Genomic DNA, 26,234 nt, shown 5'->3' with positions numbered 1-26,234 from the left:
AAAGGGTATCTGAAAGTCATAACTAGCAACCCGTAACGCTGTTATATGCCTGAAGTCAATTCTCAGCAGCCCATCAATAGTACCGCTACTCTTGTGGAGAGTTATGCAGCCGGAAAACGAAACTTTAGTAAAGCAGAACTAGGTAATGCTGATTTGCAAAGCATTAACTTGAAAGGATCTGACCTTAGTTATGCTGACTTGAGCGAAGCTAACCTGAGTAGCGCTAATTTGAGGGGAACTGATTTGAGTTTTGCCGATCTGGGTCAAGCGAATTTGAACGATGCCGATCTTCGGGGAGCATTATTGATGTCAACGAATCTCCGTCAAGCCTCTCTCAAAGGAGCGAACCTGGAAAAAGCAGACTATGATCGCAACACCCATTTTCCTCAAGATTTCGATCCAGTGAAGGCGGGTATGCAGATTAAATTTGAAGATTGATTAATTTACAGCATTTTTCAAGTAAATGGTGTAGTTCAATTACTTGAAAAACGCCGTAAATTGAATGATTTTACTTGCCTCAAGATAGAAGATATTTCTCCTCAAGGAGTTGTATTTTTGTAATAAAGCCTATCTATGAGGTTGACAATGGAGGCGAAAAGTGAAAACCTCAACCGACGCGCACCGCTGATTACTGCTGGAATTTTTCTTGGTGTGGGTCTTGGAGGGTTTATTGATGGGATTTTACTGCATCAGATCCTCCAGTGGCATCACATGCTCAGTAACATTCGACCTCTGACCAACACGGCAAATATAGATTTGAACATAGTATGGGATGGATTATTTCATACCTTGAATTGGGTATTTACCGTGATCGGACTTGGGTTGCTATGGCGTGCTGGAGGGCGTGATGATGTTTCTTGGTCATCACAGACTTTTATTGGATCGATACTGATTGGAACTGGGTTATTTGACTTAGTGGAAGGTTTAATTGACCACCAAATTCTCGGTGTTCATCACGTGAAATCAGGCCCAAATCAGTTAGCTTGGGATTTAGGATTTCTCGCATTCGGTGCCCTACTTGTTGTTATCGGCTGGATAATGATAAAAAAGGAGTCAAGAGTCATTAGTCATTAGTCATTAGTCATTAGTCATTGGGCATTGAAAAGAGGCAGAGGGGCGGAGTGCAGGGGGCGGAGAGGAAAATAAAATTCTTCTCTCTGCTCCCTGCCCCCTGCTCCCTGCTCCCTGCCCCCTGCTCTCCCCACTCCCCCTCCCCCCTATGACAGAAACTTTTGAAAAAACTAGCTGGAATTGGCAGTTATCTCAATTCCAACAACAAGCGGGTGAATGGTGGGAATACCAGTTTTACCGCTTTGAGCAAGCTTTGCCAGAATTGCCTACTGGATGGTCGATTAGCCCTTGGCTAAGTGAATTGCTAAAATTCTTGTTTTGGCTGGTACTGGGCTTATTTATCGCTTGGGTGTGTTGGCGATTATGGCGAGAATTCAGTCCTTATATATATTCTTGGCTGAATAAAACTGGCAATCTCATTGATTTTCGCGTCAAAACTCCCTCTAGTGAGTTATCCATAGCCCTTTTGTTGGAGCGATCGCAAGAATTTTACCGTCAAGGTAACTACCGTGAAGCTTGCCGTTGTATTTATTTAGCAATGTTGCAGCAGTTACATCAAAAGGCGATCGCACCTCACAAACTCAGCCGTACAGATGGAGAATATCTGCAATTACTGCGATCGGCTGTGACTCCCATACAGCCTTATGAAACTTTAATTACCACTCACGAGCAATTATGTTTTGGTAATGCCGATATTTTGCCAGACAATTATGAGCAATGCCGACAAGCTTATCGGCAAATTTCCCCAGAATAAAAAAGAGACGTTGCAATGCAACGTCTCTACACAAAACAAACAATATTCTATTTGGTGAGAGCCGCGATCGCTTTGTCCACAGCTTGCAAGGCAATGTCTACTTCCGCCTCTGTGACAATTAGCGGTGGCACAAACCGGACTACTTTTGGCCCGGCTGGTACTAGTAATACGCCTTCTTTGATAGCAGCATTGACGACATCGCCTGCGGTTAGGGCAATGTCGGCTCGCAACTCCAAACCATTGATTAAACCCCAACCCCGAACATCGCTAATCTGCTGAGGATATTTGGCTGCGATCGCTCTTAATCCAGATCGCAACTGTTCACCCCTATCTTCCACATTCTGCAAAATATTTTCCCGTTCTAATGTCTGGCAAACAGCGAGTGCTACACCACACACAAAAGGATTTCCGCCAAAGGTGCTAGCGTGTTCCCCTGGTTGAAAAACATCGCAGAATTTCTTGCTCATCATTGCACCGATCGGGATACCGCCACCTAAGCCTTTGGCACTGGTGAAAATATCCGGTTCAACGCCGAGATGTTCGTAACCCCATAATTTGCCACTGCGCCCCATACCAACTTGCACTTCATCAAAAATCAATAAAATGCCAGTTTCGTCGCAAATCTGCCGGAGTTTTTTGAAATAGGCAACATCTCCTGGACGTACACCGCCTTCTCCCTGCAATGGCTCGATTAGAATTGCCGCTACCCGATAATCGCCCTCATCCAACTCACTAATCGCCACTTCCACAGCGTTAACATCGTTGTAATTTACGTAGTGGAACCCAGGAACTAAGGGGTCAAAGTACTTTTGATACTTCGGTTGTGCCGTAGCGGTAATGGTCGCTAAAGTCCGCCCGTGGAAACTGGCATTGGCGGTGAGAATAATTGGTTTTTCAATGTCTAATACTGTGTGGGCATATTTTCGCGCTAATTTAATTGCGGCTTCGTTAGCCTCAGCTCCAGAATTGCAGAAAAATACGCGATCGGCACAGGAATGATTGACAATCCATTTTGCCAATTCACCTTGCTCAGGAATATAGTACAAATTAGAGACATGGTGCAACTTCTGGATTTGGCGTGTCACCGCTTCTACCATCGCTGGGTGGGCATGTCCTAAAGTACAAGTGGCAATTCCCGCCACAAAGTCCAGATATTCTCGTCCCTGTGTATCCCAAACCCGGCATCCAGCGCCCCGTTCTAGGGCTAAGGGAAACCGGCCATAGGTGGACATGACAGCTTCATTAAAGCTATCTACCTCAAAGGGACTAGATGCTGACCCTGAATCTGGGGGGATGGTGGCTTGGTCAACGAGAGTTTGTAGGCTCACTACCGCTCCTCCTGAAAGTTTTTCATTATATAGTTATTTACTAGTTTCCTAGAAATCTCTAAAAATTACTTTTTGTTTGGCACAACTCGTACATCTTCTTAAGCTAACGCTTATGTGACCTCAAACGCTTGGCGGTGGTGAAAAAAATTTTGTACTCAACACTTCAGCAACAGGCAATTTCCATAGGCGCAGCCCGTTATAGGCATCGCAAGTCTATAGTCCAGGAGTGTTTTTGGGTTATTACTTGAACAACTTCAGACGTATAAGAAGTACAAAAAAACTCCCCCTGGGATGAAGGGAGTTTAGCGATAAATCGAAAATGTTACTGGCTCAGTAGCCCAACAACAATTTCAAGGTGCATCTTAGCTTTGTGCAAATTCAGCAGTTTCTCTTGGTCAAACCGATCGGGGTAAGCCATTCTCCTACCTTCCAAGGTTATTTTGATCAGTGCTGCTTGCTCATCTGTGGGTGAATTTATTTCATCTATGACCCCTTCAAAAAATTGAATGACGCTAAATCCAGGAGATTTTAATCCCTTTCCTTCCCTCACTTGCTGGAGTGCTAGCTGAGGAAATGCCATCAGAGAAGTCATGTAGCTGACTTTGTATGCTGCACTTCCTGTAGGCTTAATACCGTATCGACGGGCTAAGTCGCGTAATTCTGGGATGGTTTTGATTTCTAACTCGGAACGCGTGAACATAAAATAGAGTTACCTCTTGTAAAAGTGGTATCGGTAGGTAACAACTTTTCCAGGGATGATACCTACCGAATTAAAACTCTATTTCCTTGTATACATCAAATCAAGCGTTATTTATATATCTCAACAATGCCTAACCCCAAGGGGAACCCTCAAAATTTTGAATCATCTCAACCAAGTAGAGAGTTAACCGATAATCTCAGTTTCCGGGTTACTAAGGATATGAAGGAAGAGGTGAAAGCACAAGAAGACCCGCCAGAATTCTGTAGACGTGCTATCCAAGAAGCACTAGACAAGAAAAAAGGTAAGTAAACCTCGTCTACCTTGAGAACCGTAGTTTTGTAGTTTTGTAGGTTGGGTGCAGCGATCGCGTAACCCAACATAAAATTTGATGGTAATGTTGGGTTGCGTTTCACTCCACCCAACCTGCATAAATATATCTTTTAAAAAACTCTAGGTTTCAACATAGATGAGGTTTAGTAGCCATTGAGCGTATTCGCAGCAGTTTAAGGCTGCATTGCAGTTACAGCAGCTTTTCGGCTATCCTCAGTTTGGCCGATCGCGATCGCGGATTCTTGCCAATTTCCTCTTCTTGAGCAGTAATCGGCTTTTTTGTCAAGACTTTTAATAAAGGTGAATTTCTTAAACCATGCTTCACCGGGCGGTCTTCTAAACTGTGAAAACTGATAATCGCAATTCTGCCGCCAGGGACAAGGGCATTTGGAGCTTTATCCAAAAAGGTTTCTAGGGATTTTAACTCATCGTTGACGACAATTCGCAGAGCTTGAAAAACACGGGTAGCGGGGTGAATTCTCCCATAACGGTATTTGGGAGGAACAGAAGAAGCGATCGCTTCAGCTAATTCTGTAGTCGTGTACAACGGCCGCCGTTCTACAATCCGTCTCGCAATCCGCCGTGATAATCTCTCTTCACCGTACTTAAAGAAAATATCTGCTAATTCTGCTTCATCCCAATTATTAATCACATCAGCAGCAGTTAGCGATCGCCCCCGATCCATTCGCATATCCAAATTTGCAGCTTGGCGAAAGCTGAAACCCCTTTCTGCTTGGTCTAAATGGTAAGAACTCACTCCCAAATCGGCTAAAATACCATCGAAAGTGTTGGGGGGAAATTCGTAGTCAGCAAAATTGCTATGGATAAATTGTATGCGATCGCCAAACTCAGCTAATTCTTTCCTCGCTGCTGCTAAAGCATCCTCATCTTGGTCAATTGCCGTTAATTTTACATCTGGTGCGGCTGCTAAAATCAAACGGCTGTGACCTCCACCGCCTACCGTCGTATCAAGATAATGACCTTCGGGAGATACCGCTAGACCTGCAATCACTTCTTGCGGTAACACTGGTAGATGGGAAAATATCGATTCTTCAATAGCTAGCTGACGATTCATGAGACTTAGGGCACAAAACCACAGATCAACTTTAATTATGTATTCTTTTGTTTGTGTCTTTGTGTGTTTCTAGTAAAAGGGTGGTTAGAAACCGCATCTACACGAGACTTTACCCACCGACCTGGGTTTCAAACACTCAATTTTTCTTTAGGAACTGACAAATAAAAAAATATCCAATTAACTCTTGTGGGGTGGGCGTCTCGCCCGCCCAGTCCATAGGGCGGGCGAGACGCCATTAGTGTCAACTTAAGGTTAAAACCCATTTGTCAACGATGGGTTTTGTGAGTCACGAAGTATAAAAGTAAACCTACTCTGACTTTTATACGCAAGCCGGGAGTGATGCTAATAAACAAAGCATTAATAGTCCCTGAAAAAGTTCGTTTTTTGTCCCTTTCAAACCAAGCTTTTAAGCATAAATGCTTATTGACATAATTAGTTTGAGCTTAACTTGACACCTATGGCGAGACGCCCACCCCACAATATTGGATAATTTATTTCTTGGAGTTCCCTTAGAGGATGTCTGAAAAGTTTTTTGTATACGCCTAACCCTTGGAGATCCCCCTAAATCCCCCGATAAATTGGGGGACTTTAAGACTCTTATTCCCCCCTTTTTTAAGGAGGGTTAGGGGGGATCAACAAATATTTGATACTTTTGAGACATCTTCTTAGTCCGCGCAGGCGGACTTTGTTTGTGTAGCCGCGAATTCCATTCGCTGGGGCTATTTTTTACCTTTTTTTTGGTAAATCATCGAATTTGGTATCTGTTTTAATTTCTTCTCCATATTTAAATGGCTATTTAAAACAAAAATGAATACATTACCTGGCAATTCATTTTCTTGTAACAAGCTATTCACAAGTTTAGAGTTGTCGTCTTCATAGCTACCTTCAAATAAACTAATTTCTCGTTTCACCGTTAAAACATAAAGCGGCTTTTCAGGAAAATATTGTAACTTTTTTTGAACTAAGTAAGCAGTTATTATATGCGGATAATGAGATAACTGCTGGCGAAGCTTGTTTACTTCTAAATCTGAGATATTATGAGATGCAAAATTATCATTTTCTCTTACAATGGAACGTTCTTGCTGTGCTTTAAAAATTAATTCACCATGATTTTCGGCACGTTCTTGATAAGATTTTACTTCATTAATCTTTCCTTGTTGTTGAAGAAAAGAGCTAATTATCTGACAACCTTCTATGACTATGCTTGAGTCTTGGTCTATTGCCTTCTCAATATATTCTATTCCAGTTGCATCCTGGTTATTTAATAATATTTGACCTAGCAAATAATTAGCTGAGACATGGTGAGTTTCACGATGAATAATTTCCTTTAAAAGTGGAATAGCTGCTTCTTCACCTTCAAACTCAAATGTCAAAAAGGCTCGTTGACTAGCTTCTTCTAAGGTTAGCTGTTGTTTTTGCGATTTATGATTTAAATCTTTTAAGATAGCTATTGATTGTTGAAACTCAACATATTTTTGTCGCCAAGGTGTTGCTATTTCTTCTCGCCAAGCTTGACTAAAATACTCGATAAATTTTTCTAACCTATTTCCCAAGAATTCTTGGGCAGCACTGATTTCAATTGGCGCAAATATAGCTAGTTCTTGGCGATAATTGAGGATGTATCCTAAAGCTTTTAGTCTATCTGTGAGGCAAGGATGAGTATCAGAGTTATTAGTTTTTTTGGCTAAAGCTTCCATTAAATAACTACTTGTTATCTCCTGATGAAGTCTCTGACTTAAAGCCTGTTGCATAGCTATATAAGTCATTTTTGGTGGTTCGATTTCTGTCTCAACTTGTTTATAGATGCTAGACCAAAAATATCTTTCTAGAAATCTAGCTTTGACCTGTAAATTTATCAAAGCTTCAGCAATATTTTGTTCTCCGGTTAGCTCAACGGCACATTTATCTGCTTCATATTCATCCATCCGTGCCAACACAAAAGAATAGGCATTAAAAAACGGGCTGTACCATGTCAAAAATCGCTCAAAGATTAACGATGATACTTCATTTCTACCTTGTCCTAGCCCTTTAATAATGCGATACCAAGTTTGACGCTGGCGATAAATCCAACCACCAAAACGGCTGTGATTTCCTGATAAATGTCCTAGTTCATGGGCTAAGACAGCACGAAATTGTTCGGGTGGCAGTGCTAGCATGAGGGGTAGACCGACAATTAAGTAATTTTGCTGCCATCCCAGCAAACCTAAGCGTGGTCTTTGAACAACTGCTGCATTAAAATTATTGGTTAGCAGAATGTGGTGAAACCGTGGAGCTTTTAGCTTCGATGAGATTTCGTTGGTTAAAGAATAGAGATTGGATACATCCTGGGGTTGCAGTGGTAAACCTGTAGGTGGGGGAAAAGAAACCCAAAGCGATCGCACTAACACCAATGCGAACACCAGCAAAAACACAATAGCTTTCAAAGATGACGCATTAACTGACGGAGCATTCAGCATCAAAAAGACAATACCTACCACCAGACCCAATGTTAAAGCTAGAACCAAAAATATGTATGCGTATCCCAAAGTAGCCAAAAAAGCAACGTGCAATTTATAAAGATGCGGTTGTTTATTAGCAAAAACTTCTAACTTTTGAATTAGCCGATCAAAACGTTCTTGATTGAAAGCCATAAATATGTATCAGCATCATAAAACTGTAATATAACTGACACAATATCTCTATAGCTTACGTAAAAACTCAGAAGTCAATAGTCATCACTGAGAAAATGCGTCTTCTTATCTCATCCCCATGAGATAAAAAAATTTGATGCCTTAATTAACTGCATATCCAGCTTCCATATAATAGTTAAAGAAGTGCAACAAAATTAAACATCAAATCAAATCTCTCCTCGCACAACCTTACTTTGGCTTGACAAACAAGATAAATTGGGTCTAGTTGGCATCTGCGCGGTTGAATTCAATCTTTTCACGAACGGAGAACACAAAATCTATGACCAGACTAGAAACCCGCACTGAACCAATGGTGCTAAACATGGGGCCACACCACCCCTCAATGCACGGGGTTCTGCGGCTAATCATGACTCTGGATGGCGAGGATGTCGTTGACTGTGAACCAGTTATCGGCTACTTGCACCGAGGAATGGAAAAAATTGCTGAGAACCGCACTAATGTAATGTACGTCCCTTACGTTAGTCGCTGGGACTACGCTGCGGGAATGTTCAACGAAGCCGTCACTGTCAACGCCCCAGAAAAGCTTGCAGGTGTCGCTGTCCCCAAACGCGCTAGCTACATCCGCGTCATCATGCTGGAGTTGAACCGCATCGCAAACCACTTGCTATGGTTTGGCCCCTTCCTCGCTGACGTAGGCGCTCAAACTCCCTTCTTCTATCAGTTCCGGGAACGGGAGATGATTTATGATTTGTGGGAAGCTGCCACAGGCTATCGGATGGTGAATAACAACTACTTCCGCGTTGGTGGAGTAGCAGCCGATTTACCTTACGGTTGGGTAGATAAGTGTCTAGAATTCTGCGAATACCTACTGCCCAAAGTTGATGAGTATGAACGCTTAGTAACTGATAACCCCATCTTCCGGCGACGTGTTGAGGGTATTGGTACTATCACCCGTGAAGAAGCAATCAACTGGGGACTTTCTGGCCCAATGTTACGCGCCTCTGGCGTGCAATGGGATTTGCGGAAAGTTGACCATTACGAATGCTACGACGATTTCGATTGGGATGTACAGTGGGAAACTGCCGGTGATTGCTTTGCCCGTTACGTGGTGCGGATGCGGGAAATGCGCGAATCTGTGAAAATTATTCGCCAAGCAATTAAAGGACTTCCTGGCGGCCCTTACGAAAATCTGGAAGCCAAGCGTTTAGCCGCAGGTAAAAAATCTGAGTGGGACGCATTTGATTACCAATTCATCGGTAAAAAAGTTTCCCCCACCTTTAAGATTCCCAAAGGTGAAATCTATGCCCGTGTAGAAAGTGGTAAAGGTGAATTAGGAATTTACTTGGTTGGCGATGATAACGTCTTTCCTGCACGTTGGAAGATTCGCGCCGCAGATTTCAACAATCTCCAAATCGTTCCACATTTACTGCGCGGCATGAAGGTTGCAGATATTGTGGTGATTCTCGGTAGTGTTGACGTAATTATGGGATCTGTGGATAGATAGAAAATATCTATCTAAGTACTTTTTAGAGCAGTTGTATTACAGTGCAACTGCTCTATTTTTTTGGCTTTTGGTAAAACTGGCGATTGTAGTGGTTCTGAATTGCATGGAATAGAATTTGACCTCTCTTTTTTTAGCCTGAATCGCGTCTCTTGTCTCCACCGACCATAAATGTAAACATAGCGATCGCAGCGTATAAGCGATATGCTTCAATTCATCACGGTTTTAGACCAAGCTATATAGTTTTTACCATCCTATTTCACCTATCTGATCTGCATCGTCTGCTACCCCATTGCGAAAGCGTACTTCTAAGCCGTGTTCTGCGTCCCAGTCACACTCAGCTAGCAATTGAAAGGTAGAAATATGCAGGTCAAACTCAACGTGGGGCGGCACATAGATATATGAGAAAGTGACCTGATCCCAGACCTGAATGGGATCAGCCAGCAGCGGCATTGACTCATCTCCAATCATGTCACGATATACATCATAATTTTGCAGCACCAGAGGAGCAGTGATGCGTAACACATCGGGTGGCAAGGCTAGAGCTTGCCGAATAGCTTCACGCTGAAGTGATGAAAGTTCCCCAATCTGCCCCTGTTCAAAATCCACACAAATCGGTACATGGCGATCGCCCAAAACAGCGCATTGTGCTAAAGTCCAGTGGTTATCTTCCAGTCTCATCTGTCCAAACTCAGCATCGTCATAACTTCTTGGGGATTCCATCATTTTCAGATACTACCTTTATTCTGGGCTTCCCTAGCGACTCCAAAAACTAGTGAAAATCCTACTTTGAAATTAGAGTTTCTATTCCAAACTCTTGGGATTATACCCATATTACATTTTCCCAAAAAGCGACAGAATTTCTTCATGATGAAAATATCAAGTCGTGAAACACCTACATGAGAAACTCAGAGATTTTACATCAATTATTTAAAGTCGAGTTTATGAACAATCAACCAGATCGAAAAAGCTACACACCACAAGAAACGCTATGCCCAATCTGCGGCTCACAAAATTTTGTTTGGGGTCGTACCGTTGGAGAATCAGTAAGTCAGTGGGTATATTTCCGTGCTGATGGGGCTGGGTGGGGGGAAGGCGAAAAGCTGCGGGCGCGTAAGTGCATTGATTGTAAGAATGTTCAGTTATTTACCTATGATTAACTGATGGTTAGCCATCAGTGAGTAAATTGTAGTTAAGAAGAATTCAGAATTCAGGAGTCAGCGAAGAGGAAAGGGGGCAGGGGGCAGGGAGCAGGGGGGAGAACCCCATAAATAAATTCAGGGGATTTGATAGAGACGTAAGCTAAGGTTTTTTAGGATGTAGTGGAGCGATGCCTACGGCGGGCGGTGCCAACGCTACATTCTGTCCATTTACGGTTAACTGGGTTGCTTCGATGACTTGTCCATAGGTATTACGGCTACCAAAACCTTGAACTTGAACTTTGTCGTTTCCTTGAATCATACTGACTAGTTGTTCGCCGACATGAGGCGGAAAGTTAACTTCTACGCCAGAGGAAAGGATCAGGCCATTAAGTTCTCCCCGATGCCCAACCAACCAATGCTGAGTATTTCCCTCGGTAGAAAAACTGGTGTAGCTAGTAGAGTTGGTAGGAGGCGGGGGAAGAGGGTTAGGAGATTGAGCAGCAATTGTCTGTTGAGTCTTCTGATTGGTAATCTGAATTGCCCTGATTTCCTGTCCGAACCGAGTAGCTGTACCAGCCATACCAGTGATGCTAACCTCAGCATTTGGAGCAATCAAGTTAGTCAATTGGTTGCTCAAATGAGGCGGAAATTTTACCTGAAGTCCATTTTTGAGCAGTAAACCATCTACTCTGCCTTCGGGATTGAGTAAGTATTGTTGCACTGTGCCAGTGTAGGTTACAGCGTAGCCATCAGTTGCAGGCGCATTAGGAACAACCGGACTTTCTAAATTAGTGATCGCCCCAGGTAATATCCGTCCTCCCATCGCTGACTGCTGGTTGAGGGTAAAATAAGCCCAAACACCAGCACAAGCGATCGCAACTCCGGCGACTCCACTGCTCAAAATCAACCGTAAGTTGCGGCGGCGAGTCTGTTCTTGAGTCTGTTTGATCCGCATAAGTTCTAATGCCTCCTGAAGATTCTCTGGAGAAATGCCCGCCTCTGTGGCAGCTTGAACCAGTTCTGAAGGTGCGTAATCATGGGATTTTTGCCCTTGGAGTTGTGCTGCTAAGGCAAATAGTTCTGTAGCTGTTTGGTTTGTAATGCGATCGTGAGAGTCCTTCATATTACTGTCTGATAAATTGAGGACTGCTGATGAGGAGGAGTCAGAAGACAGAATTCAGAATACCTAAAATCAGGGGTAACAGTAAGGACAAGAATTTTTTCTTCTCCCTTGGCGCAGCCTCTCCCTTTGGGAGAAGGGGAGACGCTAAGAGCGAACACGCGCGTTTAAAATCGCTTGCTCTAAACCTCGATTCCCCATCCAGTCGCACAGAATCCATTATGGATTCTGGCTCAGGAATTGCTGAATTCTTCTTCAGTAAAAGTGCATCACCAAAAGTCCGCATGGGCAAATTATCAACGTGCAAAAATCGTGCCAAAGATACAGGTGAAGTCAAAGCAAATCGGGGAAGATAATAACAATTCAAAATTCAAGACATTTCAGACGGGATTTAAATAACCCGTCTGATTGATTCTGACTCCTGTTAGCGAGCGATAGTGGGGCGTTTAGCCCATTCTGACTTCTGAATTCTTCTTCAACAATTAATTGAGCAAATCAACGTCCTATGCCCTTGCGACGCTGGACTCTGCGGCAACAACTTACAATTTTGACAGTTCTGTTTCTGAGCCTGAGTGGATTAGCGCTATGGCTTGTTATACAACTATTTGAAAGCCTGGAGGGGACGGTAATTTCCCGTAATCAGGGTGAATTAGCAAGTGCTAATACACGCCTCATCAAATTGTTTTGGGAATCTCGGCTCAATCATACAGAAATCCCTGACGATCGCTTAAATAAGTCGTTACAAGATTTATCAACAGACGCTTTAGCAAATTTTCCCCGTGTCGAAGGGGGTTTTTATCTCCTACAACGCGATCGCCTGCTGGGATACGCTTTTCCGACTCATGGCGGGCCAGTGCCAAAAAGAGACATTCCCCCCACTGAACAGGACTTAATTTTACAATTGGCACGACAAGCAACTAGTCAGGGTTTACCCCAAGAACTTGTACTGCGTCCAAAGCTGGATATTTTGGTGCTGCGAGTAGATCCATTACCCCTTTGGGGATCGGTGTGGACTATGAAACGGATGCCACGTACAGAGGATGGGGGGCAAAAAATTCTCAGTGGGTTGATTGTGTTGGGGATTTTAATTGTTGGTATCTGGACGTTTGCCATTGCCATGCAACTCCAGTGGGGCGTGCAGAAACTACAGCAGAGTCTCCAGGCGATGGCGGCAAATCCGGCAGAACAGATACCGCCTTTACCTGCTGAAATGGGAATGTTAGGAAGTGCAATTAATACAATGCAGTTACGCCGTCAAGATTTAGAACAACGCTTGCGGCGAGTGGAAAAATTGGCTTCATTAGGACAACTGGTAGCAGGTGTTGCTCATGAAGTTCGTAATCCCCTCGCTAGTATGCGGCTAAATTTGCAATATACAGAACGCCAACTACAAAAACAGGCGGTTAACCATCTCCCAATTGCCAGTCTGCTGGAACAGGTGGAGCGTTTGGAACATTTGGTGCAAAGACTTTTATATTTTGACCACAATCAACAGGAAATTCCTACAGTAACTTCTTTAGAGGCGATCGCTCAAGAATCAATTGCGTTACTCCGCCTCAAAGCTGAAGAATGCGGCGTTGATTTGCTTTATTTGCCTCCTACCCCATCCTTACCGCAAATGCTCCTTTGTCGTCACGAACTGGGACAGGTATTTGTGAATTTGATTTTGAATGCAATTCAAGCCAGTCCTGAAGGTGAACAGGTGAAAGTTGGAGTTGAGCAGATCGAGAATGGAGAAAAGGGTAACTCCTTTTTGCTGGCTTGGGTGGAGGATCGAGGAAAGGGCTTATCTGCTGAGGCTCAAGAGAAAATTTTTATGCCGTTTTATTCTACCAAGCCGGAAGGTACAGGGCTAGGGTTAGCTATTAGCCACGAAATTGTAACACGCAATCAAGGTTATATCGATGTGCAATCTGAACCAGGGTGTACTCGCTTTAGCATTTACCTATTAAATAATTCGTAATCCGTAATACTCGCCTCCAGCGAGAAGCAAGCTACGTAATTCTTAATTTACAAAGATGAGGCGAAATGGCAAAAATTTTAGTTATTGATGATGAAAAAGCATTACGACAGGCGATCGCTCAAATTTTGCACAGTGAAGGGCATGAGGTTCTGGAAGCAGCAGACGGAGAACAGGGATTAAAGCTGTTACAAAACCCTGAAACTCATCTGGATTTAGTATTTCTCGATTTGAAAATGCCCAAAACTCAAGGCATGACGGTATTAAAGCAATTAGAGCAAAAACGGTTTGAGTTGCCCGTAATTGTGATGACAGCCTATGGAACCAGTCGCACGGCAATCGAAGCTATGCAGTTAGGTGCTTACGATTACTTGACTAAACCATTTGATTTAGATGAACTGGTAAATTTAACGACAAAAGCATTAGCCCATCATCAAGAGCCATTGTATCAGGTTGGTGAGTCTACCTTGCAAGGAGGACAGGAAGAATTATTAGGGCGATCGCAACCGATGCAATCAGTTTTCAAGCTGATTGGTCGTCTTGCCCCCACTGATACAATCGTTTTGATTACTGGAGAATCTGGCAGTGGTAAAGAGTTGGTTGCTTCCACCCTTCATGCAGCCAGTCCCCGCAGCAAAGCGCCATTAGTGAAAGTTAACTGTGCTGCACTACCAGAACATTTATTAGAAGCAGAATTATTTGGACACGAAAAAGGAGCGTTTACCGGCGCAAATCACCTGCGAATTGGACGATTTGAGCAAGCAAATAGCGGCACAATTTTTTTAGATGAAATTGGCGAACTTAGTTTGACTATTCAAGGTAAACTGCTACGGGTATTACAAGATTGTTCCTTTGAACGTCTGGGGAGCAACCAGACACACACAGTCAACGTGCGGATTATTGCCGCAACCAATCGCAATTTAGAACTGATGGTGCGGCAAAACCAGTTTCGGGAAGACCTTTTTTATCGCCTAAACGTCGTGCGGTTGGAGTTACCACCCTTGCGCGATCGCCCAGAAGATTTAGAACAACTTACCCAACATTTTCTCAGCACTACTGCTTTGCGACGGGGATTCAAACGGTTGGCGCTGGCTGAGTCAGCGATGAAAAAGCTGAGGGATTATGCTTTTCCTGGTAATGTGCGGGAGTTGCAGAACGCCTTAGAACGAGCAGCGATCCTTTCCGGTGGACGCACAATTTTGCCAGAACATCTTGTCTTTACCCAAAAGGATGAAGTATAAAACAGGAGTCAGAATTCAGAATTCAGAATTCAGAATACTCTACCCATAAAGGGATAGAGTTTTATGGCGAGAATATTTTAATTTTTTTTCGCCCACCTCTTACGTGGTTTTAACCAATATTCAGACGCGACTCGAAAATACTCGCTTGCCGCCGGCGCTATCACCCACTCGTACAGAATTCATACCTGTTTTCTGACCGGAGGCGGAGCGTCTCCGGCTCCGCTCCTGAGTTCTGAATTCTCCTTATAAATTATTTCTAATAAATTTAAAATCGAATGTCTTTTGTCAATCAGTTAAAATACTCAAATAAGTCTTAAAGATTTAGCCCATGCTGAGTAAAAATACCAGTTCTCAGTCATTCTTTTATTCAAGGCTTTTGAAACTCGTTTCATTGGGACTACCTTAATTGAAGACGTTGTTGCGATCGCATCAACATCTTTGCTCATTCGACATCATGCCCACGGATGGCTTTTGAAATTCAACAACCATAGGAAACTCATAACCATGACCAAACTAGAAGGAAAAGTCGCAATTGTCACAGGTGCTTCCAAAGGAATTGGTGCTGCGATCGCCTTGAATCTGGCAGCTGAAGGTGCAGCCGTTGTTGTCAACTACGCCTCTAGTAAAGAGGGAGCAGATCGCTTGGTTGACAAGATTCTCAGTGATGGCGGTAAGGCGATCGCAGTACAAGCAAATGTTAGCCAAAGGACAGAAATCGAACGTCTGTTTGCAAAGACGCAGGAGACATTCGGCAAGCTCGATATCTTAGTCAATAATGCTGGCATTTACGAGTTTTCCCCACTCGAAAGCATCACCGAAGAACACTTCCACAAGCACTTTGATCTCAATGTGCTGGGATTAATTCTCACCTCACAACAAGCCGTCAAGCACTTCGGTTCAGAGGGTGGCAGCATTATTAACATCAGTTCGATTGTTAGTACCCTCACGCCTGCAAATGCCTCAGTCTACAGCGGTACTAAAGCTGCTGTCGATGCTATAACAAAGTCCCTGGCCAAGGAATTGGGTTCGCACCACATCCGCGTCAATTGCATCAATCCTGGTATGGTGGAAACGGAGGGCACGCACACAGCAGGAATATCCACAGCCGACAATCCAGGCCGCCAACAGATTGAAGCGCAAACCCCACTTGGTCGCATTGGGCAACCGCAAGACATTGCACCTGCTGTTGTTTTCCTCGCGTCCTCCGATTCCGGCTGGATTACTGGCGAAACACTGTACATCGCGGGTGGACTCCGCTAGCTTTAATGGCATTGAAAAAGGGACTGGGGATTAGGGACTTAACTTCTCACTAATAGACATCTGGTGAAAAATAATGTAGAGACGTAGCACTGCTACGTCTCTACAAGGGTTCTGGGTAACGCATCTTTAATTTCTGGATATGGATACACCTGCATTAACTTCAACTCTTGCTGTAGAAACCCGTTTAGAGACGCAAGCAGTTCTTTATCCAACGCTGCGCCAGTTAGTGCAACTCTTACCCTGGAATCATCAGCGAGTTCGAGAACATTTGCAAGCAGAAGCCAAGCACAATCCATTTTTGCAGCATCGCAGCCCTAATCATCGGGAAGCATTGCTAGAAGACATTTTACCAAGTTGGTATAGTCCAGTGGCAATGGAACCAAGCTTACAAGAACATCTGCGTGGGCAAATTGCCGCTTTAGATTTGCCACTCAAACAGCAAGATGCAATATTATACCTCATGCAGTGGCTTTCACCCTCCGGCTATCTAGAAGAATCGCCCCAAATCTGGGCAGCAGGAAGCGGTTGGAACGCCAGGGAGTTAGAAGCGGTTGTGTCGCATTTACAAAGCCTCGATCCACCAGGGATTGGGGCGCGATCGCTCCAAGAATGTCTGCAATTACAGCTTCAAGATCGTCCCAATAGTTTGGCTGCTTTACTGGTGCAAGATTACTTAGCAGATATTGCACATTGTATTGGTAATTCAACTGAAGCCCAGAAACATCAACAATTGTTGTTGGAAAAGTTGCAATTACATACAGAAAGGGTTGCCGTAATCGAATCATCGCTTAATCTGCCAACTTTGAAAGCAGCAATTCAAGAAATTCAGACCCTAGAACCCCGCCCAGGAAGGAACTTTAATTATCAGCCAGTAGCGATCGCCACCCCTGATTTACAAGCCGTCAATGCCAACGGGTGGCAGGTTTCTTTAACTTCTCAAGTGAGTCAAGAGTTTTGCTTGGATGAAGAAGCGATCGCAATGCTAGCCCAATCAAACCACAAAATGCAAGAAACCCTACTGCAACAAGCACGAAATTTATTGTCAGCACTAAACCAGTGGCAGGAAAATTTACTCAAAGTCGGGCAATTTTTGGTTAATCGCCAGCAAGCCTTTCTCACAAGTAAAGACAGTTTAGATTTAGTACCAACGCCCCAGCAGCTAATTGCTCAATCAGTCGGACTTTCCAATGCTACCATCAGCCGCATTGTGCGCGATCGCTATTTGCTAATTAGCGGCGCGAAAAATCAAATTGTGCCTTTACAGTCCTTCTGTACTTCTGTTGGCGTTGGTGGACGCACACCGATACAAATTCAACAGTTGATTATTCAACTAATTCAACAAGAACCGCCAAATCAACCCTACAGCGACGAACAACTTGCCCAACTATTAAAGCTGCAATTTGGAATAGCGATCGCTCGACGGACTGTAGTTAAATACCGAAAACTGGCAGGAATCGCATCTTCTCACGCACGTAAACTTAATAAATCCAAAAATAGGTAAGCACCAAAGTAATAACAGTTAGCGGTAGCCCAAATCGAAAATGTTCTCCAAAAGTGAGCCGATATCCCTGTTTGGCAACAGCCTCCGCCACAATCAAGTTTGCCACCGAACCCAACAGGGTAAGATTTCCTGCCAGTGTTGAAACCGCCGCTAGTAGTAACCAAGTGCGCGTGTCGGGATGGGGAATTAGGTGATGTAGTAGCAGAATAGCCGGCACATTTGACACTAGATTTGATAGCAACGCCGTTATCCCCAAAATGCTCAAGGGATCGTGAACAAAACGAGAAAGCCATCCCAAGGAACCAAGTTTTTGCACACCCTCAGTAAGGATGAAGAGTCCACAAAACATTAACAGCAAATCCCAATCTACCTTTTGTAAAATTCGCTCAGGCTTGAGGCGACGCGTTACCAGTAATAGTGCGGCAGCAATTAAGGTAACTTCAGCAGTGGGAATTCCAATTAAAAATGCCACTAGTAATCCGGTGGTAATTAATAGACTTTTAACTAACAGTGGCTTGAAGATGTGGTAACTAGGTGGTTTGACTTTTAAGTAAGGGCGAAGCGATCGCACTTCTGGATATAACCACCACAACAAACCTACCTGAATCGCCAAACATATTAAAGCAAGTGGCGTTAAAGCTTTGGCAAAGTCTAAATAACTAATGCCAGAGAAGGAACCGATTAAAATGTTCTGAGGATTACCGCTTAAGGTGGCAACGGAACCGAGATTAGTTGCACCTGCCAGCGCCAGCAAATAGGGAATAGGTTTAAGCTTGAGTAACTGGGTAACACCAACTACCAAAGGTGTCAAAATTAGAGCAATTGTATCATTAAGAAAAAGTGCCGAGAGAATGCCACTGCCAAAAGTTAACACCACCAGTAACCCAAATGGACTGTGGATGCGACGAATTGTATAATCCAGGGCAAGCTGGAAAAATCCCGAAGCAGCGAGATTGGCGCTGATTACCATCATGCCAAACAGGAAAATTAGGGTTTTGTAGTCAATTGCGCCCCACGCCGCAGGTAAATCTAATACTCCCAATGCCATCAAAAAGGCAGCACCAACAATGGCGATCGTCGCCCGATTCATCCGCAGTCCAGGTAAGTACCCTAGTCCTAAGCCGATGTAGGCAAGGATAATAATCAGATATCGCAGAACTACCATTGCTAAGAATCTCTAAATGTCGCAAGCTCCGATTTAGAGCTTACCGGATAGGGTGTAGATTTAGTTTCGGGCATGAAAAACCAGAAGAAAGCTAAGGCAACTGCTGCGATCGCTGCCATACTTAAAAAGCTCGCGTTGTAGCCAGCTGATTTTGCTATAAAACCAGCCAAGGAATTACTGAGAGATGCCCCAATGCCCACAGCAGTTCCAATTGCTCCCTGTGCCAAATTAAAATGTCCGGTTCCCTTAGTCAAATCGGCAATCACCAAAAGCTGCATCACGCCAAAAATTCCTGCGCCTACCCCATCTAATAATTGCACTGACACTAGGAAAAAAGGATTATCACTGAAAGTATACAGTACACCGCGAATCGGTAATACTAGAAACGCTAGTAGAAAAATCGGTTTACGCTTATCTTTACTTGCCCGTCGCCCAACCAAAATTCCCAAAGGAATCATCACCAATTGAGCAGTGACAATGCAGGCAGACATAAACAACGGCGGACTACCGCCTTTTTGGTGAGACAGTACCTCACCTACCAAGGGTAGCATTGCAGCATTGGCAAAGTGGAACAGCACTGCACAGATGGCAAAAATCAGTAGACGGCGATCGCTCAATAGCGTTGTAAATTTAGAAACATTAACTTTTTCTTTCCGATCTTCCGATCTCTCCTGGCTTTCTGGATCGTCACCCCCTCTTGCTAACCGATAGTTAATGTCTTGTTTGCGAATCTTGAAGGCGCAGAAAATCACTGCAACTGACATCAGCGCGATAAAGTAGAAAATACCTGCCTGATTCACAAAATGACCGATTAATCCTGCCACAATGGCTGCGATTACATTTCCAGAAGAACTGAGAGTCTGATTGCGCCCAAGGCGATACTCAATCCCCCCTCGTCCAACTAATCCTAGAGAAATTGCCGCGATCGTCGGGCCAAAAAATGCTCCAGCAATGGCGCTGAAGGATTGAGATATTGTAATAACGGGCAATGATGGGATAGTCACAGTGGCAATTGAACTGATAGCAATTAACACAGCAGCGATCGTAATTAGCGATCGCTTCTGGCGTAACCGATCAACTAATGCGCCAATGGGTGTTTGAGCAATTACCCCTGTCAACCCTGAAATCGTCATTACCAATCCTACCTGAGCCGGGTTCCATTGCAGACTTGAAGTTAGGTAAACCACTAAAAACGGGCCGACACCGCCCTGAATATCTGCTAAAAATACATTTAACCAATCGAGCGCTTTCAGGCTTTGTTGATGCGTTACCGAACGAGTAACCATATCTTCACTTACTACAAAATTTCATCAAGTTGGGCTATGCAGCTTTAAGTGCAAAAAGCATGCCAATTCCAATAAAAAGACTTTCCTCGTTCCCAGTCTCCGACTGGGAATGCCGTCCTAGAGGCTCCGCCTCTCTTGCTTGTAGCAGAGCATGATTTCTAGCCTGAGGTTGGAAAAAGCAATACACTTCAGAGTGAGCAACAAAACACTTGTCTTGACGGCGATTTATCGCGTAGTCAAGGGCGGACAAGATGTCCACCCCACAAGAGTGGATAAAGTCTCTCGGTAAATACTTCTAAGAATAGATGACTTGGTGAATAGAAAAGACCTAATATTCTATAGACCTATTACTGACTAGGATATTATTTTATGACAACCAGGAAACTAGGCAAACAAGGGTTAGAAGTTTCAACCATTGGACTTGGTTGCATGGGAATGTCTGAGTTTTATAGTGGTCGTGATGAAATTGAGGCGATCGCCACAATTCATCGAGCATTAGAACTTGGGGTAAATTTCCTCGACACGGCTGATATGTATGGGCCCTTTACCAACGAGCAATTAGTAGGCAAAGCAATTAAAGATCGCCGAGATCGAGTAGTATTAGCAACTAAATTTGGCAATGTCCGCACTGAAGATGGTGGTTTTAAAGGGGTTAATGGCAGACCAGAATATGTCCATCAAGCTTGCGATGCCTCACTAAAACGTTTGGGAGTTGAAGTTATTGACCTCTATTATCAACATCGGGTAGATTCAACTGTACCCATTGAAGATACTGTTGGGGCAATGGCAGAGTTAGTCAAGCTTGGTAAAGTGCGCTATTTAGGACTTTCGGAAGCTGCGCCGACTACAATTCGACGAGCGCAAGCAGTTCACCCCATTACCGCACTCCAAACAGAATACTCTCTTTGGAGTCGAGAGCCAGAGGATGAAATTTTACCTACTGTGCGGGAATTAGGAATTGGGTTTGTTCCCTATAGCCCATTAGGAAGAGGGTTTTTATCAGGTGCAATCACCAGTCCTGACGATCTTGCACCTGATGACTATAGAAGAAATTCACCCCGCTTTCAAGGTGAAAATTTCTCTAAGAACTTGCAATTAGTGGAGCAAGTTAAGGCGATCGCCACCGAAAAAGGAGTAACTTCTAGTCAGCTTGCACTAGCATGGCTTTTGGCTCAAGGCGAAGATATAGTACCAATTCCGGGTACAAAACGCCGTACTTACTTAGAGGAGAATATTGCAGCTACCGAAATTACTCTGACAGAACAAGATTTGAATCGACTTGAAGCAGTTGCACCAAAAAATGTGGCCGCAGGTGAGCGCTACCCTGATATGAGTACTGTTAACCGTTGATCTAATGGAATGGTGGTGAGGAAGGCAATTATTAACATGAGTGTCATTTGGGTTTGACAAATTTAAGGGTCATGCGATCGCTCTCTCCGATGTTGAGGAAGCGTTGTCTATCCTTTTGACCTTGGCTTAAGGTTGGAGGTAGTGTCCAAACTCCGCCTGGATAGTCTTTGGTATCTTTTGGGTTGGCGTTAATCTCTGATTTACCCACCAATTTGAAGCCGGCTTTCTCCACAGCAGCAATTACCCCATCTTCAGACATATAGCCAGTTTTAATACTTTCTTCTAAAGAAGTCCCCGCAAGGGCGCGGTGTTCTTCCACTCCCAAGATGCCCCCTGGCTTGAGTGCTTTATAAGCCGCCGCGTAAACCTGCTCGGCATAGCCAGCTTTAACCCAGTTGTGAATATTGCGGAAGGTAACAACTATGTCTACAGAGTTGTCTGGAGCTAGAGTAAGTTCATTTGGGGGATTGATTTGAGCTACTTTGACCTTACCAAAAATCTCTGGATTAGCTGCTAGTTTTTCTTGGAAAGCCAAAGCGGGTTTACTGGCGCTAGCCAAGTTAGTAACTATGAGTTGCCCTTTGGGAGCTAGAAATGGGGCTAATATTTCAGTATACCAACCGTTCCCTGGCCACAATTCAACTACGGTCACATTTGGGCGCAGACCGAAGAATTCGAGAGTCTGGGCTGGGTGGCGGTACTTGTCTCGGAGGCGATTCTGTTCTGAGCGATGACTGCTGTTGAGTATGGTTTGAAGTGTGGTTGTGCTGTTGAGTGTCGTTTTTTCGCTCTCGTTGGCTAAAACAGTTGGTGGCATTACAGATGCTAATACGAGGAAAGCTACAGTCAAGGCTTTTAGTAAGCCTTGGTAAGGAATGGGATTTTGGGCAAATTTCATAGCTGTTGTTTTGATCGCGATCGCCTATTTTTGAATTGAACCCCTAACCTGCTACCATAGTCAATTAATCCCGTTGAACTTACGTTAAATAATACCATTCCTAAGAATGGCAAATATACTCAGGGGAAACGCATCTAATTTATTTTAGTGGTCAACAAGAAAGTTGCCTGTCTGAATCCCCGAATGATAGCGGCGCGGTAGCGAGTATTTTCGAGTTGCGTCAAGATTGCTGACTTCTGAATTCTTCAATAGAGGAGATATTAAATTGTGCAAGTTATCTCAGTCAATTTAGGACTTCCCCGTGAAGTATTTTGGAAGGGCAAAACAGTTACAACTGGGATTTTTAAAGAACCAGTTGAGGGACGAGTGATGATGCGATCGCTCAATTTAGATGGGGATAGACAAGCTGATTTGAGTGTCCACGGGGGGAAAGACAAAGCAGTTTATGCTTATCCATTGGAGCATTACGACCATTGGCGGCGCAAATTACCTGACATGGATTTGCCCTGGGGAATGTTTGGTGAAAATCTTACCACAGTTGGGCTGTTAGAGGATGAGATTAATATTGGCGATCGCTTCCAAATCGGTAGCGCAGAGGTAATGGTGACTCAACCCCGAATGCCTTGTTATAAACTTTTAATCAAGTTTGGACGTGCAGATATAGTTAAACAGTTTTTAGATAGCCGCCTAACGGGGTTCTACTTTTCGGTGCTGCAAGAGGGTCAAGTCGGAAATGGTGATACTTTGTCGTTAATCAGTCGAGACTCAAATAATGTCACTGTTGCTGATATTACCCGACTTTATGCACGGGAAACACACGACTTAGAACTCTTACACCGCGCCGTACAAGTTGAGGCTTTACCTACAAGTTGGCGAGACTACTTTCAGCAGCAAATCGAAAACTTTAAAAAATGAATTTAATTAATGTTAGAAAATAAAGCTGTAACTTTCTCACTGTAGAAATTAACTGACATTATTAACCATTTTTTGAAAAAGAATTCAGAACTCAGGAGTCAGAATTCATACTGAATTCTGTACGATTTGGTAATAGCGAAGCGGTAGCGAGTGTTTTCGAGTTGCGTCTGAATATTGGTTAAAAGCGAGTGAAATGGTAGGCTAAAAAATTAAAATATTTTCGTCTTAAAACTCTATCCCTTTATGGTTAGAGTATTCAAAATTCTGAATTCTGAATTCAGACTCCTTTTTTATAAGATAGTTTCGAGGCGAAAACGCTTAAAGGCCCTAGCAGCTTCAGGAATTAGCTCAATGTACCAATACCCATTTGTTTCATCTGCAAACCAATTAACTATTGCAAGTGCTGGTTGAGCAAACTCATCATCTCTTACTCCAAAAAATTTGCAAAAGCTTGCACCTAAATGACCAATTTGCCCAGGAGAATCACCACTATATCCAGCAGCTTCAGATAACTCCCAAGTACGTAATCTGCGATTATCTTTCATAAAGTAACAATGCTGATACAATTTATCCAAGATAGCTTTATGTCCTAGAGTTAATTCCTCATAAATTGAGTGGAACGCCTCTAAATATTCTTCTTCTGAAAAAATATAACGTTCAGCATATTTAACCACTTTATTATTCCCTTTTCGATTTGCCAGAATACCAACATTAACCTTGTCACAAAGATATCAGTCTTAAATATTACTTTAAATAATTGATTGTCGCTTAATGATCTGTTCGCGTTTCCAGCCTTAAAAGTCACGAACCCTAAAATCAAATATTTCCTCAAACTCTTCAGGGTCAAAATATCGAAATAATCATTTATTTTGAACGTAAAAATTAATATAAGAGACCTCCACAAAAAGAAATGCCCAATTGTCATTGCGTTCACCCCTGGCGTTCCCGAATGGTATGGAGCGAAGCCAAATGAAGCAACCACAAAATCTTGGGATTGCTTTGCTACACTCCGTTTCGCTCGCAATGACAGCTTTTGGATCAATCATTCTGTGGAGTTCTCTAAATTTTTGCTGAGTTTATCCTAAATTTTTATTTATCAATTTACCTAGCAAATTTTAATCAAAATATCAGCCTCATCTTTGATAAAAAGGTGATACTCAATATAGCAAATTAATTAAAATAAAGTGCAGATATGTAGAGGGTGAGATGATGACAACTCCAACCCTAGAAGAAATCAGATTAGCAGAAGCCCAAAATCACATAGCCCATTGGCGTAAATGAGGGCGATATTTAAGCGATCGCTATCTAAATGACAAATAGCTGAGTAAACTCGGTTCTTCATCAATTAAATCAAGGAGTTCACAACCTCATGTCAATTCATAACTTTACTTTCTCCCGCCAGTTATTACGCAACTTGTCCATCTTTTCGCTGACTGTTGTACTCCTATACGGTGCATATCGTGTAATACTTCCTGCTCCCGCCACTGATATTTCGACTGTTGCACCGAAGGGAAAGCAAGTAGCAGTATTCGCTGGTGGCTGCTACTGGGGAATGGAAGCAGTTTTTGAGCATCTCAAAGGTGTTTCTGATGTTGTTTCTGGCTTTTCTGGGGGTGATGCAAGAACCGCAGACTACACACTTGTCAGTGCTGGATTAACTAATCATGCTGAATCAGTGAAAATCACTTACGATCCATCAAAAATATCATATAATCAACTTCTAAAAGTCTACTTTTTGGTAGCCCATAACCCAACAGAGTTGAATCGACAAGGGCCTGATTCAGGTAAGCAATATCGTTCGGCGATCTTTTTTGCTAACGATGAGCAGAGACAGGCTGCACAAGAATATATTGCTCAACTCAACAAATCGCGAATCTTCGATAAGCCGATTGTGACAAAATTAGATCCTTTGAAAGGTTTTTATCAGGCGGCGGCATACCATCAGAATTATATAGTGCATCATCCGAGCGATCGCTATGTGGTAGTGAATGACTTGCCGAAACTGGCTAAACTTCAAGCTAAGTTCCCTGATATGTATAGCAATTAAGGAGATTTAGAGCATTCACGTCATTTTGAATTTTGAATTGATTCATCCCTCTATTATGCAACGCCTAAAAATCATCTCCCATCGGTCATGTTAGAAAATGTTACTGCTTGGGAACCCTAAAATGCAAAGCCATAAGGCTATTGATGGCATGTTCGTGCAATGAATTTTACTAGCAATTCTAGGGTTCTGGGGCGGCTTTTACAGGAACTATCGTGGGTTGGTAATACGATTAAAAAATATCGAGATGGTGGACGAGGGTTTGAAAACGTTCTCACTGCTGAAGTATTTCTTGCATTAGACTTTCTTCCTCGTCAATTTTTCTTGGGTGCTGTACTTGAAGCATCGTATGGTGCTACAAAAGTGCGTACTCTACTTCAGCGAGAGATTGAACAAGCTGAGTTTACTCTTTTACCAGGCAACTTCTACCTAACCCCAAGTGGTAGAGTGAATCAAAAAGAACTTGCAGTACAGCCCGATGGAATAATCAAAACACCAAGTTGTTTTGGGCTGATTGAGGCAAAACGTATTAAACCAAGTTCATTTCAGCCAGAACAACTCTCCCGCGAGTTTGTACTAGTAATGCAAGAGGCGTTAAATAGAAACCAAGAGCCAATACTATGGCTTGTTCTAGGTTCAGAACCTCCTGTATCAGTTCAAGGGCATGGGCGGTTAAATCCTATAGATGCGATTGAGCTTTATCTGGAATCCGTGTTAAACCGTACCGAGAACCATAATTTTGAAAAATCAGTACTTCTACAACAGGTTGATGAAGTGGTTTGTTGGACTACTTGGGAAACCATAAAAGAAGTAGTTCACAAGCAAGTTTGCGACCTTACTATTCCTGAACCGTCGGCCAAGGGGTGTGTACAGAGACTTGCAAATTCAGTTGTTCAATCAATTACTTGGCATTCATAAAGAATTGATCCTGTATCACCAAGTTGCTGTTTAAGGTAATTTTTG

26 protein-coding genes are annotated in these 26,234 nt (G+C 43.2%); 15 read left to right on the top strand and 11 right to left on the bottom strand.

The window, feature by feature from the left end; all coding sequences use genetic code 11:
• The first annotated feature begins 45 nt into the window (after nt 1–45).
• The 3 genes from V7L31_RS05645 (at nt 46) to V7L31_RS05635 (ending at nt 1,825) form a co-directional block, all read left to right on the top strand.
• The gene (locus V7L31_RS05645; RefSeq protein WP_334695337.1) at nt 46–438 is read left to right on the top strand and encodes a pentapeptide repeat-containing protein; all 393 of its coding nucleotides are present in this window, start codon (nt 46–48) and stop codon (nt 436–438) included.
• 147 nt (nt 439–585) lie between these two features.
• Complete coding sequence (locus V7L31_RS05640) at nt 586–1,074, top strand: DUF2243 domain-containing protein (protein WP_334695357.1); 489 nt, start codon at nt 586–588, stop codon at nt 1,072–1,074.
• A gap of 145 nt (nt 1,075–1,219) precedes the next feature.
• Nucleotides 1,220–1,825 (top strand): DUF4129 domain-containing protein, encoded by a 606-nt coding sequence (locus tag V7L31_RS05635; protein WP_334695336.1) that lies wholly within the window; start codon nt 1,220–1,222, stop codon nt 1,823–1,825.
• A 47-nt stretch (nt 1,826–1,872) separates the two neighbouring features.
• On the opposite strand, the gene V7L31_RS05630 is transcribed toward V7L31_RS05635, so the two are convergent.
• On the bottom strand, nt 1,873–3,153 hold the full coding sequence (locus V7L31_RS05630; protein ID WP_334695335.1) for an aspartate aminotransferase family protein: 1,281 nt from the start codon (nt 3,151–3,153) through the stop codon (nt 1,873–1,875).
• Between the two features lie 322 nt (nt 3,154–3,475).
• Nucleotides 3,476–3,853 (bottom strand): hypothetical protein, encoded by a 378-nt coding sequence (locus tag V7L31_RS05625; RefSeq protein ID WP_334695334.1) that lies wholly within the window; start codon nt 3,851–3,853, stop codon nt 3,476–3,478.
• A gap of 126 nt (nt 3,854–3,979) precedes the next feature.
• Here V7L31_RS05625 and V7L31_RS05620 point away from each other — a divergent pair, with 126 nt between their 5' ends.
• Entirely contained in the window at nt 3,980–4,162 is a 183-nt protein-coding gene (locus tag V7L31_RS05620; RefSeq protein ID WP_334695333.1) for a hypothetical protein, read from the top strand.
• Here V7L31_RS05620 and V7L31_RS05615 read toward each other — a convergent pair.
• The 3 genes from V7L31_RS05615 to V7L31_RS05605 form a co-directional block, all read right to left on the bottom strand.
• Complete coding sequence (locus V7L31_RS05615) at nt 4,139–4,282, bottom strand: hypothetical protein (RefSeq protein ID WP_334695332.1); 144 nt, start codon at nt 4,280–4,282, stop codon at nt 4,139–4,141. The genes V7L31_RS05620 and V7L31_RS05615 overlap by 24 nt on opposite strands.
• A 91-nt stretch (nt 4,283–4,373) precedes the next feature.
• Nucleotides 4,374–5,258, bottom strand: a complete 885-nt coding sequence (gene rsmH, locus V7L31_RS05610) for a 16S rRNA (cytosine(1402)-N(4))-methyltransferase RsmH (protein WP_334695331.1) — start codon at nt 5,256–5,258, stop codon at nt 4,374–4,376.
• A 719-nt stretch (nt 5,259–5,977) separates the two neighbouring features.
• Nucleotides 5,978–7,888 (bottom strand): M48 family metallopeptidase, encoded by a 1,911-nt coding sequence (locus V7L31_RS05605; RefSeq protein WP_334695330.1) that lies wholly within the window; start codon nt 7,886–7,888, stop codon nt 5,978–5,980.
• A gap of 319 nt (nt 7,889–8,207) precedes the next feature.
• Here V7L31_RS05605 and V7L31_RS05600 point away from each other — a divergent pair, with 319 nt between their 5' ends.
• On the top strand, nt 8,208–9,392 hold the full coding sequence (locus V7L31_RS05600; RefSeq protein ID WP_109006767.1) for an NAD(P)H-quinone oxidoreductase subunit H: 1,185 nt from the start codon (nt 8,208–8,210) through the stop codon (nt 9,390–9,392).
• A gap of 243 nt (nt 9,393–9,635) precedes the next feature.
• Here the strand turns inward: V7L31_RS05600 and V7L31_RS05595 are convergent, their stop codons facing one another.
• Nucleotides 9,636–10,115 (bottom strand): DUF6985 domain-containing protein, encoded by a 480-nt coding sequence (locus V7L31_RS05595; RefSeq protein ID WP_334695329.1) that lies wholly within the window; start codon nt 10,113–10,115, stop codon nt 9,636–9,638.
• A gap of 218 nt (nt 10,116–10,333) precedes the next feature.
• Between V7L31_RS05595 and V7L31_RS05590 the strand changes: the two genes are divergently transcribed.
• Nucleotides 10,334–10,549, top strand: coding sequence for a hypothetical protein (locus tag V7L31_RS05590; RefSeq protein ID WP_334695328.1), 216 nt, complete (start codon nt 10,334–10,336; stop codon nt 10,547–10,549).
• A gap of 142 nt (nt 10,550–10,691) precedes the next feature.
• On the opposite strand, the gene V7L31_RS05585 is transcribed toward V7L31_RS05590, so the two are convergent.
• Nucleotides 10,692–11,654: a hypothetical protein gene (locus tag V7L31_RS05585; protein ID WP_334695327.1), complete on the bottom strand. Its 963-nt coding sequence runs from the start codon at nt 11,652–11,654 to the stop codon at nt 10,692–10,694.
• A gap of 218 nt (nt 11,655–11,872) precedes the next feature.
• Between V7L31_RS05585 and V7L31_RS05580 the strand changes: the two genes are divergently transcribed.
• From V7L31_RS05580 to V7L31_RS05560, 5 genes are all read left to right on the top strand, one after another.
• On the top strand, nt 11,873–12,007 hold the full coding sequence (locus V7L31_RS05580) for a hypothetical protein (protein ID WP_334695326.1): 135 nt from the start codon (nt 11,873–11,875) through the stop codon (nt 12,005–12,007).
• Between the two features lie 149 nt (nt 12,008–12,156).
• A complete protein-coding gene (locus V7L31_RS05575) occupies nt 12,157–13,614 on the top strand; it encodes a sensor histidine kinase (RefSeq protein ID WP_334695325.1) in 1,458 nt (485 codons plus the stop codon).
• Nucleotides 13,615–13,679: 65 nt separating this feature from the next.
• On the top strand, nt 13,680–14,852 hold the full coding sequence (locus V7L31_RS05570; protein ID WP_334695324.1) for a sigma-54-dependent transcriptional regulator: 1,173 nt from the start codon (nt 13,680–13,682) through the stop codon (nt 14,850–14,852).
• Nucleotides 14,853–15,356: 504 nt separating this feature from the next.
• On the top strand, nt 15,357–16,112 hold the full coding sequence (locus tag V7L31_RS05565) for a glucose 1-dehydrogenase (protein WP_334695323.1): 756 nt from the start codon (nt 15,357–15,359) through the stop codon (nt 16,110–16,112).
• A gap of 139 nt (nt 16,113–16,251) precedes the next feature.
• A complete protein-coding gene (locus V7L31_RS05560; RefSeq protein ID WP_334695322.1) occupies nt 16,252–17,613 on the top strand; it encodes an RNA polymerase factor sigma-54 in 1,362 nt (453 codons plus the stop codon).
• Here V7L31_RS05560 and V7L31_RS05555 read toward each other — a convergent pair.
• Together V7L31_RS05555 and V7L31_RS05550 are read right to left on the bottom strand one after the other, a co-directional pair.
• Nucleotides 17,591–18,778: an anion transporter gene (locus tag V7L31_RS05555; RefSeq protein ID WP_334695321.1), complete on the bottom strand. Its 1,188-nt coding sequence runs from the start codon at nt 18,776–18,778 to the stop codon at nt 17,591–17,593. The genes V7L31_RS05560 and V7L31_RS05555 overlap by 23 nt on opposite strands.
• Before the next feature lie 2 nt (nt 18,779–18,780).
• Nucleotides 18,781–20,064 carry an MFS transporter gene (locus V7L31_RS05550; protein ID WP_334695320.1) on the bottom strand — a complete coding sequence of 428 codons (1,284 nt, stop codon included), beginning with the start codon at nt 20,062–20,064 and terminating at the stop codon, nt 18,781–18,783.
• A 369-nt stretch (nt 20,065–20,433) separates the two neighbouring features.
• Here V7L31_RS05550 and V7L31_RS05545 point away from each other — a divergent pair, with 369 nt between their 5' ends.
• On the top strand, nt 20,434–21,414 hold the full coding sequence (locus V7L31_RS05545) for an aldo/keto reductase (protein ID WP_334695319.1): 981 nt from the start codon (nt 20,434–20,436) through the stop codon (nt 21,412–21,414).
• A 43-nt stretch (nt 21,415–21,457) separates the two neighbouring features.
• Here the strand turns inward: V7L31_RS05545 and V7L31_RS05540 are convergent, their stop codons facing one another.
• Nucleotides 21,458–22,312 (bottom strand): class I SAM-dependent methyltransferase, encoded by an 855-nt coding sequence (locus V7L31_RS05540; protein WP_334695318.1) that lies wholly within the window; start codon nt 22,310–22,312, stop codon nt 21,458–21,460.
• Nucleotides 22,313–22,579: 267 nt separating this feature from the next.
• On the opposite strand from V7L31_RS05540, the gene V7L31_RS05535 reads away from it, so the two are divergent.
• Nucleotides 22,580–23,227: an MOSC domain-containing protein gene (locus tag V7L31_RS05535; protein ID WP_334695317.1), complete on the top strand. Its 648-nt coding sequence runs from the start codon at nt 22,580–22,582 to the stop codon at nt 23,225–23,227.
• Between the two features lie 290 nt (nt 23,228–23,517).
• Here V7L31_RS05535 and V7L31_RS05530 read toward each other — a convergent pair whose 3' ends face one another.
• On the bottom strand, nt 23,518–23,901 hold the full coding sequence (locus V7L31_RS05530; RefSeq protein WP_334695316.1) for a hypothetical protein: 384 nt from the start codon (nt 23,899–23,901) through the stop codon (nt 23,518–23,520).
• A gap of 695 nt (nt 23,902–24,596) precedes the next feature.
• Here V7L31_RS05530 and msrA point away from each other — a divergent pair.
• A complete protein-coding gene (msrA, locus tag V7L31_RS05525) occupies nt 24,597–25,274 on the top strand; it encodes a peptide-methionine (S)-S-oxide reductase MsrA (protein ID WP_334695315.1) in 678 nt (225 codons plus the stop codon).
• Nucleotides 25,275–25,433: 159 nt separating this feature from the next.
• Nucleotides 25,434–26,189, top strand: a complete 756-nt coding sequence (locus tag V7L31_RS05520; RefSeq protein ID WP_334695314.1) for a hypothetical protein — start codon at nt 25,434–25,436, stop codon at nt 26,187–26,189.
• The last annotated feature ends 45 nt before the right edge of the window (nt 26,190–26,234 follow it).

Origin of the sequence: Nostoc sp., assembly GCF_036916655.1 — a bacterium.
GTDB lineage: Bacteria > Cyanobacteriota > Cyanobacteriia > Cyanobacteriales > Nostocaceae > Nostoc.
The sequence above is the reverse complement of the archived record's forward strand: the minus strand, read 5'-3'. Positions and strand labels throughout refer to the sequence as shown.